Source organism: Undibacterium sp. GrIS 1.8, assembly GCF_040544445.1.
Lineage (GTDB): Bacteria > Pseudomonadota > Gammaproteobacteria > Burkholderiales > Burkholderiaceae_D > Undibacterium.
This window is the reverse complement of the sequence record NZ_JBEONQ010000011.1, coordinates 48,687-64,537: the sequence shown is the minus strand read 5'-3', so window position 1 is coordinate 64,537 and position 15,851 is coordinate 48,687. Positions and strand designations below refer to the sequence as shown.

Genomic DNA, 15,851 nt, shown 5'->3' with positions numbered 1-15,851 from the left:
TAAGAGGTGAGTTTGAGGTTAAAGAAGGGAACGAAGAACCTGATAAACAAATCGCTGGTAACAATAGCAGATTTTTAAATTCGATATTTTTTAGTGCGTATTAGAAACCTATTAGAAACGTATTAGAAACGCATTAACACGTATCTGGCACATCGCTACCGCCAAAGAAACAATTGCTTACTTCCGAAATAATTTGAATGTAATACAGTTTAGGCTCAATAACGTTGAGTAATCAGTGAGGCAAAATTCACTTATTTTCAAATCAAAATGATTGCACGATGATTGAAATAGCCGAATTGATAATTGAATTAAGAAATAAGGAGCAAGGACAAAAAATGAATAACAAACTGAATAAAATTTTATTCGTGCTGGCCGTAGTTTCATTGGTTGGTTGTGCCACCACCGTCAGAGAACGTGTCGTCGTCAGAGAGCAGCCACCACAAGTCATCGTCAGGCAAATGCCAGCGCCGATTACCGAAGTGATCGATGTGCAGCCAGGTCCTGGTTATGCATGGGTGCAAGGACATTGGGCCTGGCATGGCAATGCATGGGTATGGCAACGTGGCCATTGGTACCAAGGTGCGGTTCGTCCTATGCCAGCGTTGATCGTAGAACAAATGTATGCAGCACCTAGCCCTCGTCATTATTGGGTACCAGGTCATTGGCACTGGCGCGGTAATGACTGGGCTTGGGAAAAAGGCCGTTGGGTAGAGTGATTTGATGAAGGTTTGAGCTGTAGTCGAGCTGTAGTCGGCTCAAACTCAATCCAAACTCAAGTAATATTTGGATACCATAGCGGATTACTATAGATAATCTGTTTTTCGCTATGGCATCTCAGGGGCTTAATAAAACCAGTTAGCGAGTTCGCACGCTAATGTTGGTCACATGCTTGTAATGAATACCCCGTAGAGTTCGCCATTCTTAATTATTGATGTTGAGGATGTGATGACTTTTAAATTTGCAACGAACTTAACTTTGAATGTAACGCCGAAGTTAACTCGCTTAACTCCCATCGCTGCAGCGATTGCTACACTGACGATCGGTCTGGCTGGTTGTGGTAGCACTACCCCATCCTTACCAAGCGTTGCAGAAGGTACGACCTTGCAAATTGGTTTGCTGGAAACGACCGATATCCATTCTAACGTTCTCAGCTATAACTATTATTCCTTAGCCGCTGATACCAGCCTTGGCTTAGAGCGCACATCCACTTTGATTCAATCTGCCCGTGCAGAAAATCCAAACAATGTTTTATTGGATGACGGCGATGTTATTCAAGGCACCTTGTTAGGCGACTATCAGGCAGTAGCCGCACCGATCACTTGCAGCTCTACGCTGGCCGTACATAAAGTCATGAATGGCTTACAGTTTGACGGTGGCGGTATGGGCAATCATGAGTTTAATTATGGTCTAGGCTTCTTAAGTCAAATCACGAATACTGATTTTGGAGTGACCGGCGTGTCTAAACCTGCTGGCACTTGCGGCGCACCCAACTTCCCGGTTGTTCTGACTAACGTGAATAGCGTCTCCAGCCAAAAACCGATTTTTCAACCGTACGCGGTATTGCCGAAGCAATTCACCGCGACAGCGCCGGATGGCAGTAAAGTCAGCGTCAAACTTAACATCGGCATCATGAGTTTTGTCCCGCCACAAATTATGGATTGGGATCAAAAAAATCTGGCTGGAAAAGTCTATGTCAATGGCGTACAAGAATCCGCCAAACAATACGTGCCTGAATTGCGTAGCAAAGGTGCTGATTTAGTCGTTGCACTCTCGCACGGTGGCTTAGACGCTACTGCCTACAGTCCAAAAATGGAAAACGGTAGTCTGTACTTAGCCAATACCGGGATTGATGCATTGATGATAGGTCATGCTCACTTAATCTTCCCAAAAGGGAAAGAAATTGGAGCCGCAGCGCTCGATCCTTCTTTTGCTGCATTCCCTGCCAGCGCCAACGTGGATGCAGTCAATGGTTTCGTCAATGGCGTACCAACGGTGATGGCGCAAAGCTGGGGCCGTCGCTTAGGCATCATCAAAATGACCTTGATTTACCAAAGTGGTAAATGGGTAGTTCAGCCAGCTAAAACAACCGTTGAATCACGTGGCTTTAAATATCTCGACGGTACTAACATCGTCGCTGCTGACGCTAAGATTGCACCATTGGTCGCTACCGAACACGCAGCTACCATTGCCTATGCCAAACAACCGCTCGGCGTAAGCACTGATTTTGAAATGTCGTCTTATTTCTCTCTGGTGGGTGACGTCAGTGCAATTCAATTGGTAAATCAGGCGCAGCTAGACTACGTGAAAAACTTTATCGCCAGCAGCACTGATGCAACTCTGGCTAGCTACAAAAATATCCCGGTGATTTCTTGCAGTGCACCGTTTAAAGCAGGACGCAACGGACCAACCGACTTTACTGACGTAGCGCCGGGTGCAGCGCCTGCTTCAACATTTGCTTTGCAAGTGCGTAATCCTGGTGATCTGTATTTGTATAGCAATAATAATTTGCAGGCAGTCAAAATCAAGGGTGCTGATCTTAAAAATTGGCTAGAAACGTCGGCTAAACAATTTGCGCAAATTGACATCACAAAAACTGCAGAACAAGATCTGGTTCCGTCCTACTCTACGATTTATAACTATGACGTGTTCTATGCTGAGAACAATGCACTGCAATATCAAATTGATGTCACTAAGCCCGTCGGAAGCCGCATTGCTAATTTAACTTATCTGGGTAAAGCAGTCGCAGACACCGATGATTTTATCGTCGCAACCAATGACTACCGTGCAGGTGGCGGTGGTAATTTCCCTGGCATTGACGGCAGTAAAACCATCATTAAATCGCCAGATGCCAATCAAACTGTGGTCAGCAATTATTTACAAAAGCTAGGCGCACAAACGGGCAAAGTCAGTTTGGTCAGCAATGGTAGTGCGAAAAGCTGGAACTTCGTCAAAACCGCTACTGCGGGTCCAGTGATACTGCGCTCCTCACCAGGACATTTGGCACTAGCAAAAAATGCCGGTCTCAATCTGGTGACCGTTGAAGGTGGATTGGATGCCAGTGGTTTTAGTAAATATGCGATTGATCTGAGTAAGTAAGTTCAACTACGTAAATTTAACTACCTAAGTTTAAATACATGAGTTTAAATCCCGTTTAAAGACTTTTAAACACAGACGCGTCAAGACAGGAGGAAATCAAGGAAAGCTCATTTTAGTTTAATAGCTTTCTCTTGATTTTCTCTGCGTCTTTGTAGCGGAGTCTTTTACAATTTACGTCTTACGATTCAAACTCGCTTCACCCCTATTTCTACGTCTTTATGCCCTCACCTATTCACCACTTCTGGCTCGCATCGTCGCTTTTAGTTTTAGCTACGGGCTTTAGCTTATCTGCCTGCCAGATCGAGTCGAATAATCCCTTCAATAATCAGGCTAACACGCAAATAAGCAAGCAAGTCAATTCGGCAGAGATAGAATCGACCGGTATGCTAGCCATGCATGGCAGACAAGCCAAAGCAGAAACGCAGTTACGGCTTTGGGCAGAAGCAGGTATGCCTGTCGCCCAACGAGAATTAGCTTTGCTGTATATGACACGCCCCACACAACGCTCAGCAGCAATGGCATTATTTGAGCAAGCGGCAAATGGTGGTGATGCCGAGGCGGCATTTCAGTTAGGTGAGTTATATCGCCTGCCGCATGTAGATCATCCCAGCGATTTTTCTAAGGCATGGTCCTGGTACCAAAAAGCAGCAGAAAGCAATAGCCCGAACGCTGCACTCATGCTGGCACGTATGGCAAAAAATGGTGAAGGCGTTGCACGTGATGACGTCTTAGCCGTAAAGTGGCTGACGACTGCGAGCGATCTTGGCAGTCCGCAAGCGATGTTTTTATTATCGAATGCCTACCTCGCAGGTCAAGGCGTCAAAGCCAATCCAGGCAAAGCCCGCGAGCTATTAGAAATGTCGGCAAAACTGGATTACCCGGTTGCGATTCACGCTCTAGCGATGGCCTTACAAGGCGGCGACATGCAAATCCCCAAGGATGATATTCGTGCTGGTCACTTACTCAAAGAAGCGACTGAAGAAAGACATAACAACTGGAATAATCTTTAAAGAATCACTCCCTCCTATTAATATCAATCCCCCATCGCTCTCCATTTAAGCGCTTGTTTGGTACGCATGCCAAAGTCAGTCATAAAAATATAAGGCAGCACATAAAGCTATGCCAACGATATAGAGCAACCAGGTGTCTGATACCGCAAAGGGATACAGCATTAAACCAACGGCGATCCATTTAGTTTTTGTGCGAGAAGTTTTTTTGCCGTATCGGTATGCGGCAATCCCGATGATACTGAACAGTATCATGCCGATGAGATAAGCCGGTGTGGGAAGAGTTAAGCCCAAACTGCTCAGGGTGTTTAGATCATCCATTTTGTATAAAAATCTGCTGCGCAAATTTATTGTTCAATATCGAAAAGAGCTTAGCCTAGATTACCGTTCCCGATCAGGCGATTCTGTAACAGATTGTCTTTTTCAATATTAGTGCCCAGCACCACATGCGATGTGACATCACCCTGCTCGCAATAATTAAATGCATACCAGCTCAGCGCCCCGCTTTGTTCCGCCGCATATAAAACAAGTTCATCCTCACGTCATAATTCTAGCGCATCATTTCCGCAGTGCAACAAATAACTTATTACAAGTTATTTGCCGTGATTTGTTTGCAGTCTTATATTTGCAATCCTGTTCTGAAGTGTGGAGGCCTTATATGGATTTTTTTCTAAAACCGTCAATTGCACTAATGCAGCGATTACGTCTATTCCCTAAATTTGTCTTGGTGGCCGTGTTATTTGCTGTTCCGGTTATCCTCGTCACTGGATTGCTGATCAATGAATTAGATAAATCCATTTCGTTCACCGAGCAAGAGCGCTTGGGCCTGCAGCAGATACGAAAAATTCATGAACTAAGCAAACTAGCCCAACAACATCGTGCGCTGCGCCGTCTGGCGCTCGCAGGCAATGCGGCAGCTAGTGATAATGCCTCTAAAATCCAAAATGCGTTGAGCGCAAAGTTAAAGACTAATTTAGACCCAATAAGCATATCGCAACTGACAAGTGGGCAACTGAGAACCCCAGCGTCTGAATCAGAAAATACTGTTAGCAAAATTAAACAATCATGGCTTGATATAGTGCGCAAGCTGACGTCCTCAAAGGCTAGCGAGAGTTATGCTGACCATACCGTATTGATTGATCAGTTAAATAAGTTATCGACCACGATTGCCAATCACTCCAAACTGAGCCTGGATCCAGAGGTCGATACTTATTATTTAATTGGATTATTTGCCAAAACCTTCCCTGAGTTAGCTGAAGGAATTTTTGACATTGCTAGCAGAGGTGCACCATATATTGATACTGGTTTATTAGAAGCGAATGAGGATGTTTTACTCAATGCCGACGTGATGCTTGCTAAGCGTGATATCGCTCGCATCCCTGCGCAATTTGAGGCGATGTTCCAGGAAAATCCTACTTTTAAAACACAGTTAAAAAATCCACAAGAGCTACTGGCAAATAATCTTGCGTTTTTGGAGCGTGCAAAAAATGAAATTTTAAATACGCTAAATCAAACTTCTGGCACCGAGTTTTTAGCTGCGGGAAGCAAAAGTGCAGAAGGCTTGTATGACTATGCTGACGCGGCGGCAGATTTGTTAGATGTGACGTTGACGGCACGTATTGACCGAGCCATTTTTCATCACAATATATTGTTGGGGCTAAGCCTCATTGGATTATTAGTATCTGCCTATTTATTGGCGGGATTCTATGCCTCGTTCTCGCAAGAAGTCAGAAAACTCAGCGCCTCAGTTGCCAGTGTTGCAGGTGGTGACTTGACGACCTCGATTGATTCCCAAGGCAAGGACGAAGTCGCGCAATTACTGCACGCATTTGATCTGATGCGCATCAATTTAGCGACACTAGTTAACAATATCCGGCATGGCACTGAAGCAATCGCCAGCGCCTCCAGCGAGATTGCACTTGGCAATGCCGATCTCTCTACGCGTACCGAGCAGCAAGCCGGATCATTGGAAGAAACTTCAGCCTCAATGGAAGAATTAACCAATGCCGTTAAACAAAACGCCGCCAGTGCAGAACATGCAAACCAAAACGCGGTCACGGCAAGCGCTGTCGCTAAAGATGGCGGAATAGCGGTAGCAGAAGTTATCAATACGATGGCAGCAATTCAGCAATCATCCAAACGTATTAATGACATCATCGGCGTAATTGACGGTATCGCTTTTCAAACTAATATTTTGGCTTTAAATGCCGCAGTCGAAGCAGCACGTGCCGGAGAACAAGGGCGCGGATTTGCGGTAGTCGCCAGCGAGGTGCGCAACCTGGCACAACGCTCTGCCAGTGCAGCTAAAGAAATCAAGGTGTTGATCACGACGTCGGTAGAACAAGTCGGGGTCGGTAGTCGACAAGTGACAGCGGCAGAACATACGATGGCGCATATCGTAACTGCTATCCACAGCATGGCCGATAACATGAGCGAGATCACTACCGCCAGTGTGGAGCAGCGTTCAGGCATTGAACAAGTTAATCAGGCGCTAGGGCAAATGGACGATATTACCCAGCAAAATGCAGCCTTGGTCGAGCAAGCCGCAGCGGCGGCACAAAGCATGCACGACCAAGCTTTGCATCTAGCCAAAGCCGTCTCTGCATTTAAAACCGCAGATATGATGGAGAAAGAATCTCATGATGATTTTGCAAAAACTGACCAACACCCACACACCGCCAATAGCCCGGTGAGACTACGTCAAAAAAATATTTCCGCACCAAGCTCAATGTCAATTAGGGTAAGTGCAAGAGATCAAAAAACAGCCTAGACGAAAAATATTATTAAATACAAAGAATCACTTATTTGAATTTTATTGAGAATTTGCCAGAAGCTAGCAAGAAAAATCAGCTTAAAAAGATACCCAATCACCGTCTTTGCCATCACAAAAAGCCATATAAATTTTATGCCAATGAGAATTACTCGTAGTGAGTATATTTTAACCGTCCAGGTGATCACTGGAGAATAAGGCATTTATGATGAAAAATAGGAGGAGTATATTAAAATCCATGGACATTGCCTGATGAATGTCTGGATTGACTACTCAAACTCAGTAATCAGGATCGCAAGCGCCGTTGCGCCGGCTGTGACAATACGCGCTGAGTCACGCTACCTGGTACGCCTTCTGATTTCATGTATTCAATCGCACACAAAGTACCTAGAGAACTTTGTAGCGAGATACCGCTGTCTACCGTTTTTTCGGTAATAAAATCGCGACGCTGAGCGTGGCCAATGCTGTTTGAATTGTTCGAATCGGTATTAACTTGCTTGAGGTTGTGCTGTAAGCCTGGCATGAAAATCTCCTTGATAAACAAAGATACAAGTGATTCAACTGAGGACGCGATTAAGGATATGAATGAAGATAAAAATGAGACGAATAACAACGTAGGGCTAATAAATTACTGGGACAATTTTGAGACAATTCAGCGACAATAAAACGATAATTAACACAGCGCAATATATTCAGTTAAGATCAAATTGTGCATGAATTATGAACGGTTGATGAACAATTTGTGCACGTATAGTAGCCATAATTATAGGCAAAAGCGAGAGCTAAGAATTCATTGAATCTACAGAATTAATAGCTAGTTTGATGTTGTAAATATCAAATCGACACATGTCTTTTTAGTAAAAATACGTATTAAATGACTACGCAAATTAATCCCTGAACGATCAATAAAAAATCTTGATAGTGCAGTGATTAGCGCTGGTGTAGTTACTACGTTACTACAGAAAATGTACGAGGCCTGCCATGAAAGCCAGTTTGAAAAGCCTCACTTCTTCAATTATTGGTCAATTCACTTTGGCGACCATTATGTCGTCCTGTCTTTTACTCGGTGATGTTTTATACGATAGTAGTCGCACCTTGAAAGTCGCCGTACTTGAAAACGTCAAATCCAGTATTGATCAGACATCCCAAATTCTTAACCTCACCGTATCGACTTACGCGAGTGCAAATGATTTAGAAACAGTACGCATTTTTTTCCATGAAATGCTGGATCAAAACTCACAAAATGGATTGACCTATCTGATTGTTGGCAATGCAGAAGGCCGGGTTTTACTCACCACCTCAGAGTCCATCGATACCATCCCCACACCCGACACCATAAGTAATTTAGATGTAGCAGCACTGCGCGGATTTATTCATATACGAAGCCCGCTACTATTACCTGGCAGAGAAGTCGGCTTTTTACAATATGGTCTGTCCACCAAAAATCTAGTTGATGCAACGACCAAAGAAAAAACCAATTCGCTCCTCCGAACAGGTTTGGTCATGTTCAGCACAATGATTGTGATTTTGTTGCTAGGGCGACGTATCGCTAAACGCTTAAATGATTTGATACGAGCCAGCAAAGAAATCGTATCGGGAGGTTATGAACGCAATGTCAAAGTATCCGGTACCGATGAGCTGGCGATCATGGCAAATAACTTCAATCTTATGGCCGAGGCAGTACAAACAAAAATTCGGGAGATCACAGAATTAAACCGGACATTAGAAAGTCGCGTCTCACAACGGACTAAAGAACTGGAGGAAGCCAATCGTCTGCTGGGGAAGAATTTTGATCAACTGAAAGAGGCTCAGACTCAGTTGATCAAATCAGAAAAATTAGCCAGCCTCGGTGCTCTGGTGGCGGGTGTATCACATGAGCTAAATACTCCGATTGGTAACGCTTTAACAGTCTCAACAACCTTGCTACATAAAACCGGAGAGGTAAAACAAGTTTATCGACATGGGCAAATAAAAAAATCAACCTTAGATGAGTTTTTAATGGCAGCCGAAGAAGCTGGGGATTTATTAAGCAAAAATTTACTCCGCGCATCGGAATTAATCATCAGTTTTAAAACAGTAGCAGTCGATCAGACGAGCGAACAGCGCAGGCGATTTAATTTGCTGCAAACGATGAGCGAACTCGCCGTTACCCTAAGACCAACACTGAAAAAAACTAAACTGATTTATGAGATTCAGATTAGTGAGGATATTTTATTGGATAGCTATCCTGGCCCTTTAATTCAGGTGATTACCAACCTGTTTAATAATGCGATTGTCCATGCGTTTGAAGGAAGAGACATTGGTATGATGAGCCTAAGCGGCAGACAAGATCCGACCGATCCCTCATTTGTAGTGTTGACTTTTAAAGACGATGGAATCGGTATCCAGCAAAATAATCTGGAGAAGATTTTTGACCCGTTTTATACCACCAAATTAGGTCAGGGAGGATCGGGGCTTGGTTTAAATATTTGCTATAACATTGTTGAGGGTTTGTTGGGCGGACATATTTCAGTAAGCTCAGAAATGGGTATTGGAACGCAGTTCAAAATTCGTATACCAACCAGCGCACCGTATAAAACAATCATTGCTGAACTGAGCTAATCAGAGCTTACACAAATCTTTTTCTTCCTTATTCATCTGTTTGATTTTTATCAGACAATCTGAGACGATCTAACATAAAAATAAAGCGACCTCATCAGTCGCTTTATTTTTTTCACTCACAAAATCAGGCTGAGAGCTAATTTTTTTTATAAGCCAAGCTTAAAAAGTACCCTGCAATGACACTGACAGTAACTTAGAATCGCCAAAGAACGGATAAGCATAATTCGACTTATCTTTACTAATGTCGTATTGCACTTTAAGCGCCATATTTTTGCGAAAATCCCAACGCAGTGAAACATTTTGAGTATCCCGTCCCTCAATCGGTTCTGTGATCGTGCGATACCGTGACACGGTGTACATCGGTAGCCATGCGCCGTATTGATACCCTACTCCCACCAAGGCATATTTATAGACATTGTTCAGCCCCTTAGAAGCATCAATCTGTTCATAACGATCAACCTCCGCTTTGACCAGCCAATTTTTATAATCCATATTGGCAGAGACGCCCATAATGCGCGTGGCCTGACTATCAATAAAAGTATTTCTGGTGCCATCAGGATTGTCTTGCCAGAGCGAATCCTTGTACCACATCATCATCCCGCGTACATCAAAGATGCCATTATTTGCCGTTACCGATGCACCATAAATATTTTTCCAGGACTCATGCGTTGGCGTTGTGTAATAGATTTTAGTATCGTAGGCATCATTTTTTTGAGTGTAACTACCGGTCCACGCAAGCACCGTGGCAGCCCAATCCGACGCGCCCAGTTGGGTGCGATAACTGACATTGGCACCGTTGTAGGAATAGATGGGCCAGCCATAGACATCTGGCGCTGGTCTTACCCAAGGATAGGCGTAACCTATGTATAGAAAATCGCTGTAGTAATACAGAGGAATACGGAATTTCCCCGCCTGAAATGTCCAGCTAGAATCTGCCGATGGTTGCCAAGTCAAATATGCCCAATCAATCGTCGGACGTGATCCGTCGTTGGGATTAAGCGCACGACTGACTAATTGTGCCGTAGCGGAAAGGGTTTGTGAAAAATCCTTTTTGATTTGAAAACCAATCAATGACTCTTGATCGAACTGAAAACCTTTATCTTTTTCATACACCGCACCGTATTCCCAACCTTGGATAGTGCAAGGACATTTCCATTGCTGATACGTCCATGGCGCACTGCTGCCTAAAGCAGATCCACTCAACACTTTAGCGCCGGTCAGGCTATAGAAACCTGTTAATCTGAGTGAGCCGTCTTCAGTCAAATCAATCGCTGAAGCACTGCCAGCAAACAGTAACGGAACGAGTGGTACAAGTGATGCAAGGAATATTTTTTTCATCAAGCAATCTCCTTAAAACGAAGAAAAGAGGACGGCATTAGGGAACTATGGCGATGACCTTTACGGTGTCATCAACCGCCGATTTTTCTATATAGCCGATTACATTGACATTCTCACTTACTGCTTTTTTTACTTGATCGCTGGACTTATATTCTTTGGGCGGCTTACCTTTGCCAGTAAACACAATTCGTGACCAAATTGCTTGTACTTGTGCAGGTTCTTTTTCCAGCACTTTTTTATAAAACTCAGCACGAATAGGAGAGTTTTCAGCTTGATCTACCGGAGTAAATAAGACTGAACCTCCAAGGAAAAACTGGGCGGCTTGCGCCGGGAACATTTTGGTCGCCGGGTTTTGAGGATTGACCACAATGACCAGCTCTGCGAAGGCAGGTGAAGCGACTCCCAACAACAGTAAGACTTGGGCAGTCAGGAAAAATCGCAGGAAAATTTTTCGTTTCATCTGAATTCCTATAATCCAAATAGACACCGTCATATAACGGACGTCCTTCGTTAAGAACTATTGAGGTAAAGCTGCCAGGTTCTGTTAAAAAACCTTATGCAACCAAAAATCAGAAAACGGTTTTACTGTTGCTGTATTTATTGTTGTGTTTATTGTTTTGTATTTAAAACGTGATTTTAACTAATCACTTTGATGATTGAGATTACCTGCTGCCATTTGTGTTTGTCACTGATTTTTTGCAGGTCTGTCGCATTAAATGCACATTGGTAATTAGCTATCGTTTTAAATTTATCTTTTGCAAAACTAAAAGGCGATTATTGGCTGGCATTGCAAAATCTTCTTGCAGTTGTAGCTGGTGTTGATTTGCCAGCGCGACGATATCTTCGATCGCGCGGATGCCCATATGAAGGGCTTGTGATTTTAACGAAGCATCAAATTGCGCATTGCTGGCGCTGGTGAATTGTCCGTCATAATTAAACGGACCGTAGATAAAAAAATGACCCCGCTCCACCAAGATGGATGCCACGCCTTCAAACATGATTTGCACCTCTTGCCATGACAAGATATGGCAAGTATTAGAGGTATAAACTGCATCAAATTTGTTCTCTGGCCAAGCTGAATGGCCGATGTCTAAACATAATGGTGCTAACACGTTAGAGAGTTTTGCCTCTTCTTGCCAGGCGCTGATGCTGGGATGGTTTTGTATCCGGTCACTGCATTGCCACGTGATATGCGGCAAACGCGCTCCAAAATAGACTGCATGCTGACCTGTGCCACTACCGATCTCAAACACCGTTTTGCTGTTATTTAAAAACGGAGTAATCGCTAGTAAGATTGGATCAGCGTTACGTTCACAGGCGGCAGAAAACAACTTATTCGTCATGTTGGTAGTCATATCAATGATGGATTTCAAACCGATGGTTTTCAAATTAATGAGTTTGACAACGCGCGCTTCTGTAGGGCGCTCAGTTTTTTGGTAGCGTGTTCTGCTTTTGATGCGGATGACCGGTCATCGTATTCAAAGACAGCAAGTATTTTTTGTGGCGGGTGCGAGCGGGTATAACGTGCGCCTTTACCGCTGACATGGGTGGCATATCGTTTCTCTACATTGGTCGTAATGCCAGTGTAGATACTGCCATCATTACATTCCAACAGATAGAGAAACCATGACATCGTTAAATAGGAGTTTCAGCTAATGTGGCTGGAAATATAGTTTTAATGATGGAGAAGCAAGAAGACTTGCTGTTCACAAAATAAAACGTCATTTCGTTATATCTATCCATGAACAGCATTGAAACAAAGACTGGACTAGGCAGTAATTAAGTACGGGCAAATTTAGCCGCCAGTTGATTTAGCTTATCCTGACGTTGGCGTTCTGCCTCGGCTTCTTGCTTTTGTATTCTCTCTGCATTGGCTTTGAGTTTGCGTGCATCTGCATTTTTCTTGGAACGCTCGCGCAGAATACCTGACGCATGAGTGCGATGCTCTTCTGTGATGGCATCAACTTCTTTGCCTTCCAGATCCACACGTTTTTGTGCTTTGGCAGCATTAAACAAATAGCGTACAGAATTAGTATGAATGCCCAGAGCGATTCGCAACACTTTGCGATCCAGCTCTGGCATTTTTTTCTGTAACTGTTTATCAATACCAATTGCCAAAGGCAGATGTTCATCAAACACGGAGAAATCTGTTTGCAGTTTTTTCAACAATTTACGAGCAAGCTGGTTTGGCGTAGCAGTTGGCGCGGTCGACGTTGTTGCTGGTTGATCTGACGTTGCAACTGCTGTTGTCGTTGCTACCGCAACTACGTCTGCTACTTCCGTTGCTGTATGTGCTGGGTTAACTGCGTCTGACGCGGTTACTTCTGTTACTGCTGATGTCGATGTGGTCATGAAAATAATCTGATATGGTTACTATTGCAGGACGCAGAATATCATGCGTTAGAGTCAAAGGGTATTTTGGCTGCTGTAAATCAACATACATCGTTGTTTGAGCAACGTTTTAGATCCTGCCGGATCTATCATTTAATGCCAATAAAGCAGAGATAGCGCAAGTATAGAATACGAATTTTGCATAGAGCTTCGCTCTTGGCGACCTGTATTTAATAACCAACTTATTTTATTAAAACCATGAAAAATCACATCAAAATTGACTTTGTTTCTGACGTATCTTGTCCTTGGTGCATCATCGGCCTGAAATCATTAGAGACCGCAATTGTAACTTTGGGTAGCGAGGTCACGACTGATATCCACTTTCAGCCGTTTGAATTAAATCCGCGCATGGCGGCGGAAGGTCAAGACATCAATGAACATCTGGCGGAAAAATATGGCGCCACACCAGAACAATCCGCCAGTAACCGGGAGGCTATCCGTGCCCGCGGTGCGGCGGAAGGATTTGTTTTTGGGATGGATAAAAGAAGCCGTATCTACAACACCTTTGATGCGCATCGCTTGCTGCACTGGGCCGAGATTGAGGGCAAGCAACTGGAGTTGAAGCATGCCTTATTTACTGCCTACTTTACGGATGGCGACAATCCTAGCGATCACGAAACCTTGATCCGTATCGCAGAAAGTGTCGGATTAGATAAGATCGCAGCGCGTGCGATTTTAAACTCTGAGTTGTATGCTGATGATGTCAGAGCGTTAGAGAAATTATATTTAAGCCGTGGCATTAACTCGGTTCCGGCAGTCATCATCAATGATAAACATTTGATTTCAGGCGGACAAACCTCCGATGTATTTGAGCGCGCGTTAAAACAAATTGTAGCGATGGCCTGATAGCGACAATTATTAATTTAATTTAACCGTATTTTAGGACTCAGGCAAAATCATCCCAGCAAGTCGCAGCGATGAAGACAGTACTTTAGCTAGTCGATTCAACGCAGCTGGGGCAGTTTTGGGTAGGTCCTATATTTATCAAAACACTTATGCCACCGGTCAATCCCATTCTCCGTACCGATACTCCTCCAATGTCGGTGAGCTTTTGGGTGGCTTTCCGGTTTTGGTTAAAACTGGGCTTCATCAGTTTTGGCGGCCCGGCAGGCCAGATCGCGATCATGCATCAGGAACTGGTAGAAAACCGGCGATGGATTAGCGAGAAGCGGTTTTTGCATGCACTCAATTTCTGCATGGTGCTACCTGGTCCGGAGGCACAGCAGCTCGCTACGTATATCGGCTGGTTGATGCATCGTACTTGGGGCGGCGTGATCGCCGGCGTGTTGTTTGTGTTGCCATCGCTATTTATTCTAATTTTTTTATCCTGGATTTATATCGCTTTTGGCAGCATGCCGCTGGTGGCTGGTTTGTTTTATGGGATTAAACCTGCTGTAACTGCCATCGTCGTACAGGCTGCGCATCGCATTGGCTCGCGTGCCTTAAAAAATCCTGTGTTGTGGGCAATCGCCGCAGCGTCTTTAGTCGCAATCTTTGCGCTTGATATGCCCTTCCCTTTGATTGTATTGATTGCCGCTGTTATTGGCTTTCTAGGCGGACGCTTTATGCCGCAGTATTTTCAAACCGGTGGCGGTCATGGCGCAGCGCAAAAACATGTTGGTGCTGCATTGATTGACGACGATACTGCGACACCTGCGCATGCTTTATTCAGCTGGAGGGGTTTGTGTAAAGTTGCTGTCTCAGGTTTGGTGCTGTGGAGTGTGCCAATGGCCTTATTGTGGACGCTGTTCGGTTGGGAGCATCCCTATACCCAGATGGCGTGGTTTTTTACTAAAGCGGCTTTGCTCACTTTTGGTGGTGCTTATGCGGTGCTGCCTTATGTGTACCAGGGTGCGGTCGGGCATTATGGCTGGCTGAGTGCGTCACAAATGGTCGACGGGCTAGCGCTGGGAGAAACGACGCCGGGCCCCTTGATCATGGTGGTAGCCTTTGTGGCCTTTGTCGGTGGCTATGTGAGAGCTCTGTTAGGAACTGAGCATCTGTTTCTCGCAGGTGCAGTGGCAGCGAGTCTGGTGACCTGGTTCACTTTTTTGCCATCATTTATCTTTATTCTGGCAGGTGGTCCTTTTATTGAATCAACCCACAATCAATTGAAGCTGACGGCACCGTTGACGGCCATTACCGCCGCAGTGGTTGGTGTGATTATCAATCTGGCGTTGTTCTTTGCTTACCATGTGCTGTGGCCTGATGGGTTCAGTGGCAAATTAGATATGATATCGGCGCTGATCGGGCTTGGTGCTGCAATTGCCTTACTGAGATTTAAACGTAATGTGATTCACGTGATTATCGGTTGTGCGTTGCTTGGCTTGGCGCTGCAATATATTCCAACGCTCATAAAATAAAAATTCAGAAATTATGGGGGTATATGCCAAAATACCCATTGATGTCCATACACTCATTGGACATTTAAATATACTACCACCAAGTATAAATTACTACTTATAGATAGATTGAGCCATATAAGCCTTCGGTTGAGTCAATTATGTTGAGACATTGCTCACCCTAGATCTGATGAAGTGGCGTGATCTGTCAATGTTTTTTTAAGGCGACAGCACATCATTCTTTATATTATTTTTTTGCATCGCTCTGCATCGTGGGTGATAAACTTCGCATAGAAGAAGTTAGTC

Annotated in this window: 14 protein-coding genes; 7 read left to right on the top strand and 7 right to left on the bottom strand. The window is 44.3% G+C overall.

Annotated elements, in window-relative coordinates; translation table 11 throughout:
- The first annotated feature begins 335 nt into the window (after positions 1-335).
- The 3 genes from AAKU64_RS07210 (at position 336) to AAKU64_RS07200 (ending at position 4,106) form a co-directional block, all read left to right on the top strand.
- On the top strand, positions 336-716 hold the full coding sequence (locus tag AAKU64_RS07210; protein ID WP_354361935.1) for a YXWGXW repeat-containing protein: 381 nt from the start codon (positions 336-338) through the stop codon (positions 714-716).
- Between the two features lie 229 nt (positions 717-945).
- Entirely contained in the window at positions 946-3,096 is a 2,151-nt protein-coding gene (locus AAKU64_RS07205) for a bifunctional 2',3'-cyclic-nucleotide 2'-phosphodiesterase/3'-nucleotidase (protein ID WP_354361934.1), read from the top strand.
- Positions 3,097-3,314: 218 nt separating this feature from the next.
- Positions 3,315-4,106: a tetratricopeptide repeat protein gene (locus AAKU64_RS07200; protein WP_354361933.1), complete on the top strand. Its 792-nt coding sequence runs from the start codon at positions 3,315-3,317 to the stop codon at positions 4,104-4,106.
- Between the two features lie 75 nt (positions 4,107-4,181).
- Here AAKU64_RS07200 and AAKU64_RS07195 read toward each other — a convergent pair whose 3' ends face one another.
- Positions 4,182-4,424, bottom strand: a complete 243-nt coding sequence (locus AAKU64_RS07195; protein ID WP_354361932.1) for a hypothetical protein — start codon at positions 4,422-4,424, stop codon at positions 4,182-4,184.
- A 337-nt stretch (positions 4,425-4,761) separates the two neighbouring features.
- Between AAKU64_RS07195 and AAKU64_RS07190 the strand changes: the two genes are divergently transcribed.
- Complete coding sequence (locus AAKU64_RS07190) at positions 4,762-6,873, top strand: methyl-accepting chemotaxis protein (RefSeq protein ID WP_354361931.1); 2,112 nt, start codon at positions 4,762-4,764, stop codon at positions 6,871-6,873.
- 286 nt (positions 6,874-7,159) lie between these two features.
- Here the strand turns inward: AAKU64_RS07190 and AAKU64_RS07185 are convergent, their stop codons facing one another.
- On the bottom strand, positions 7,160-7,396 hold the full coding sequence (locus AAKU64_RS07185; RefSeq protein ID WP_354332087.1) for a hypothetical protein: 237 nt from the start codon (positions 7,394-7,396) through the stop codon (positions 7,160-7,162).
- Positions 7,397-7,854: 458 nt separating this feature from the next.
- Here AAKU64_RS07185 and AAKU64_RS07180 point away from each other — a divergent pair, with 458 nt between their 5' ends.
- On the top strand, positions 7,855-9,474 hold the full coding sequence (locus AAKU64_RS07180) for a sensor histidine kinase (RefSeq protein ID WP_354361930.1): 1,620 nt from the start codon (positions 7,855-7,857) through the stop codon (positions 9,472-9,474).
- 159 nt (positions 9,475-9,633) lie between these two features.
- On the opposite strand, the gene AAKU64_RS07175 is transcribed toward AAKU64_RS07180, so the two are convergent.
- The 5 genes from AAKU64_RS07175 to AAKU64_RS07155 all read right to left on the bottom strand — a co-directional run bounded on the left by AAKU64_RS07175 (position 9,634) and on the right by AAKU64_RS07155 (position 13,164).
- Positions 9,634-10,812, bottom strand: a complete 1,179-nt coding sequence (locus AAKU64_RS07175; RefSeq protein WP_354361929.1) for a hypothetical protein — start codon at positions 10,810-10,812, stop codon at positions 9,634-9,636.
- A gap of 37 nt (positions 10,813-10,849) precedes the next feature.
- Positions 10,850-11,272, bottom strand: coding sequence for a hypothetical protein (locus AAKU64_RS07170; protein ID WP_503012695.1), 423 nt, complete (start codon positions 11,270-11,272; stop codon positions 10,850-10,852).
- A 274-nt stretch (positions 11,273-11,546) separates the two neighbouring features.
- Positions 11,547-12,155 (bottom strand): DUF938 domain-containing protein, encoded by a 609-nt coding sequence (locus AAKU64_RS07165; protein WP_354361927.1) that lies wholly within the window; start codon positions 12,153-12,155, stop codon positions 11,547-11,549.
- Between the two features lie 41 nt (positions 12,156-12,196).
- Entirely contained in the window at positions 12,197-12,445 is a 249-nt protein-coding gene (locus tag AAKU64_RS07160; protein ID WP_354361926.1) for a GIY-YIG nuclease family protein, read from the bottom strand.
- A 146-nt stretch (positions 12,446-12,591) separates the two neighbouring features.
- The gene (locus AAKU64_RS07155; protein ID WP_354361925.1) at positions 12,592-13,164 is read right to left on the bottom strand and encodes a ProQ/FINO family protein; all 573 of its coding nucleotides are present in this window, start codon (positions 13,162-13,164) and stop codon (positions 12,592-12,594) included.
- Between the two features lie 237 nt (positions 13,165-13,401).
- Here AAKU64_RS07155 and AAKU64_RS07150 point away from each other — a divergent pair, with 237 nt between their 5' ends.
- Both AAKU64_RS07150 and chrA read left to right on the top strand, forming a co-directional pair.
- The gene (locus AAKU64_RS07150; RefSeq protein ID WP_354361924.1) at positions 13,402-14,049 is read left to right on the top strand and encodes a DsbA family oxidoreductase; all 648 of its coding nucleotides are present in this window, start codon (positions 13,402-13,404) and stop codon (positions 14,047-14,049) included.
- A gap of 149 nt (positions 14,050-14,198) precedes the next feature.
- Positions 14,199-15,566, top strand: a complete 1,368-nt coding sequence (chrA, locus tag AAKU64_RS07145; protein ID WP_503012694.1) for a chromate efflux transporter — start codon at positions 14,199-14,201, stop codon at positions 15,564-15,566.
- The last annotated feature ends 285 nt before the right edge of the window (positions 15,567-15,851 follow it).

Coding starts and splice junctions, on each gene's coding strand:
- AAKU64_RS07210 (WP_354361935.1), top strand. CDS start 336: ATGAATAACAAACTGAATAAAATTTTATTCGTGCTGGCCGTAGTTTCA.
- AAKU64_RS07205 (WP_354361934.1), top strand. CDS start 946: ATGACTTTTAAATTTGCAACGAACTTAACTTTGAATGTAACGCCGAAG.
- AAKU64_RS07200 (WP_354361933.1), top strand. CDS start 3,315: ATGCCCTCACCTATTCACCACTTCTGGCTCGCATCGTCGCTTTTAGTT.
- AAKU64_RS07195 (WP_354361932.1), bottom strand. CDS start 4,424: ATGGATGATCTAAACACCCTGAGCAGTTTGGGCTTAACTCTTCCCACA.
- AAKU64_RS07190 (WP_354361931.1), top strand. CDS start 4,762: ATGGATTTTTTTCTAAAACCGTCAATTGCACTAATGCAGCGATTACGT.
- AAKU64_RS07185 (WP_354332087.1), bottom strand. CDS start 7,396: ATGCCAGGCTTACAGCACAACCTCAAGCAAGTTAATACCGATTCGAAC.
- AAKU64_RS07180 (WP_354361930.1), top strand. CDS start 7,855: ATGAAAGCCAGTTTGAAAAGCCTCACTTCTTCAATTATTGGTCAATTC.
- AAKU64_RS07175 (WP_354361929.1), bottom strand. CDS start 10,812: ATGAAAAAAATATTCCTTGCATCACTTGTACCACTCGTTCCGTTACTG.
- AAKU64_RS07170 (WP_503012695.1), bottom strand. CDS start 11,272: ATGAAACGAAAAATTTTCCTGCGATTTTTCCTGACTGCCCAAGTCTTA.
- AAKU64_RS07165 (WP_354361927.1), bottom strand. CDS start 12,155: ATGACGAATAAGTTGTTTTCTGCCGCCTGTGAACGTAACGCTGATCCA.
- AAKU64_RS07160 (WP_354361926.1), bottom strand. CDS start 12,445: ATGTCATGGTTTCTCTATCTGTTGGAATGTAATGATGGCAGTATCTAC.
- AAKU64_RS07155 (WP_354361925.1), bottom strand. CDS start 13,164: ATGACCACATCGACATCAGCAGTAACAGAAGTAACCGCGTCAGACGCA.
- AAKU64_RS07150 (WP_354361924.1), top strand. CDS start 13,402: ATGAAAAATCACATCAAAATTGACTTTGTTTCTGACGTATCTTGTCCT.
- chrA (WP_503012694.1), top strand. CDS start 14,199: ATGCCACCGGTCAATCCCATTCTCCGTACCGATACTCCTCCAATGTCG.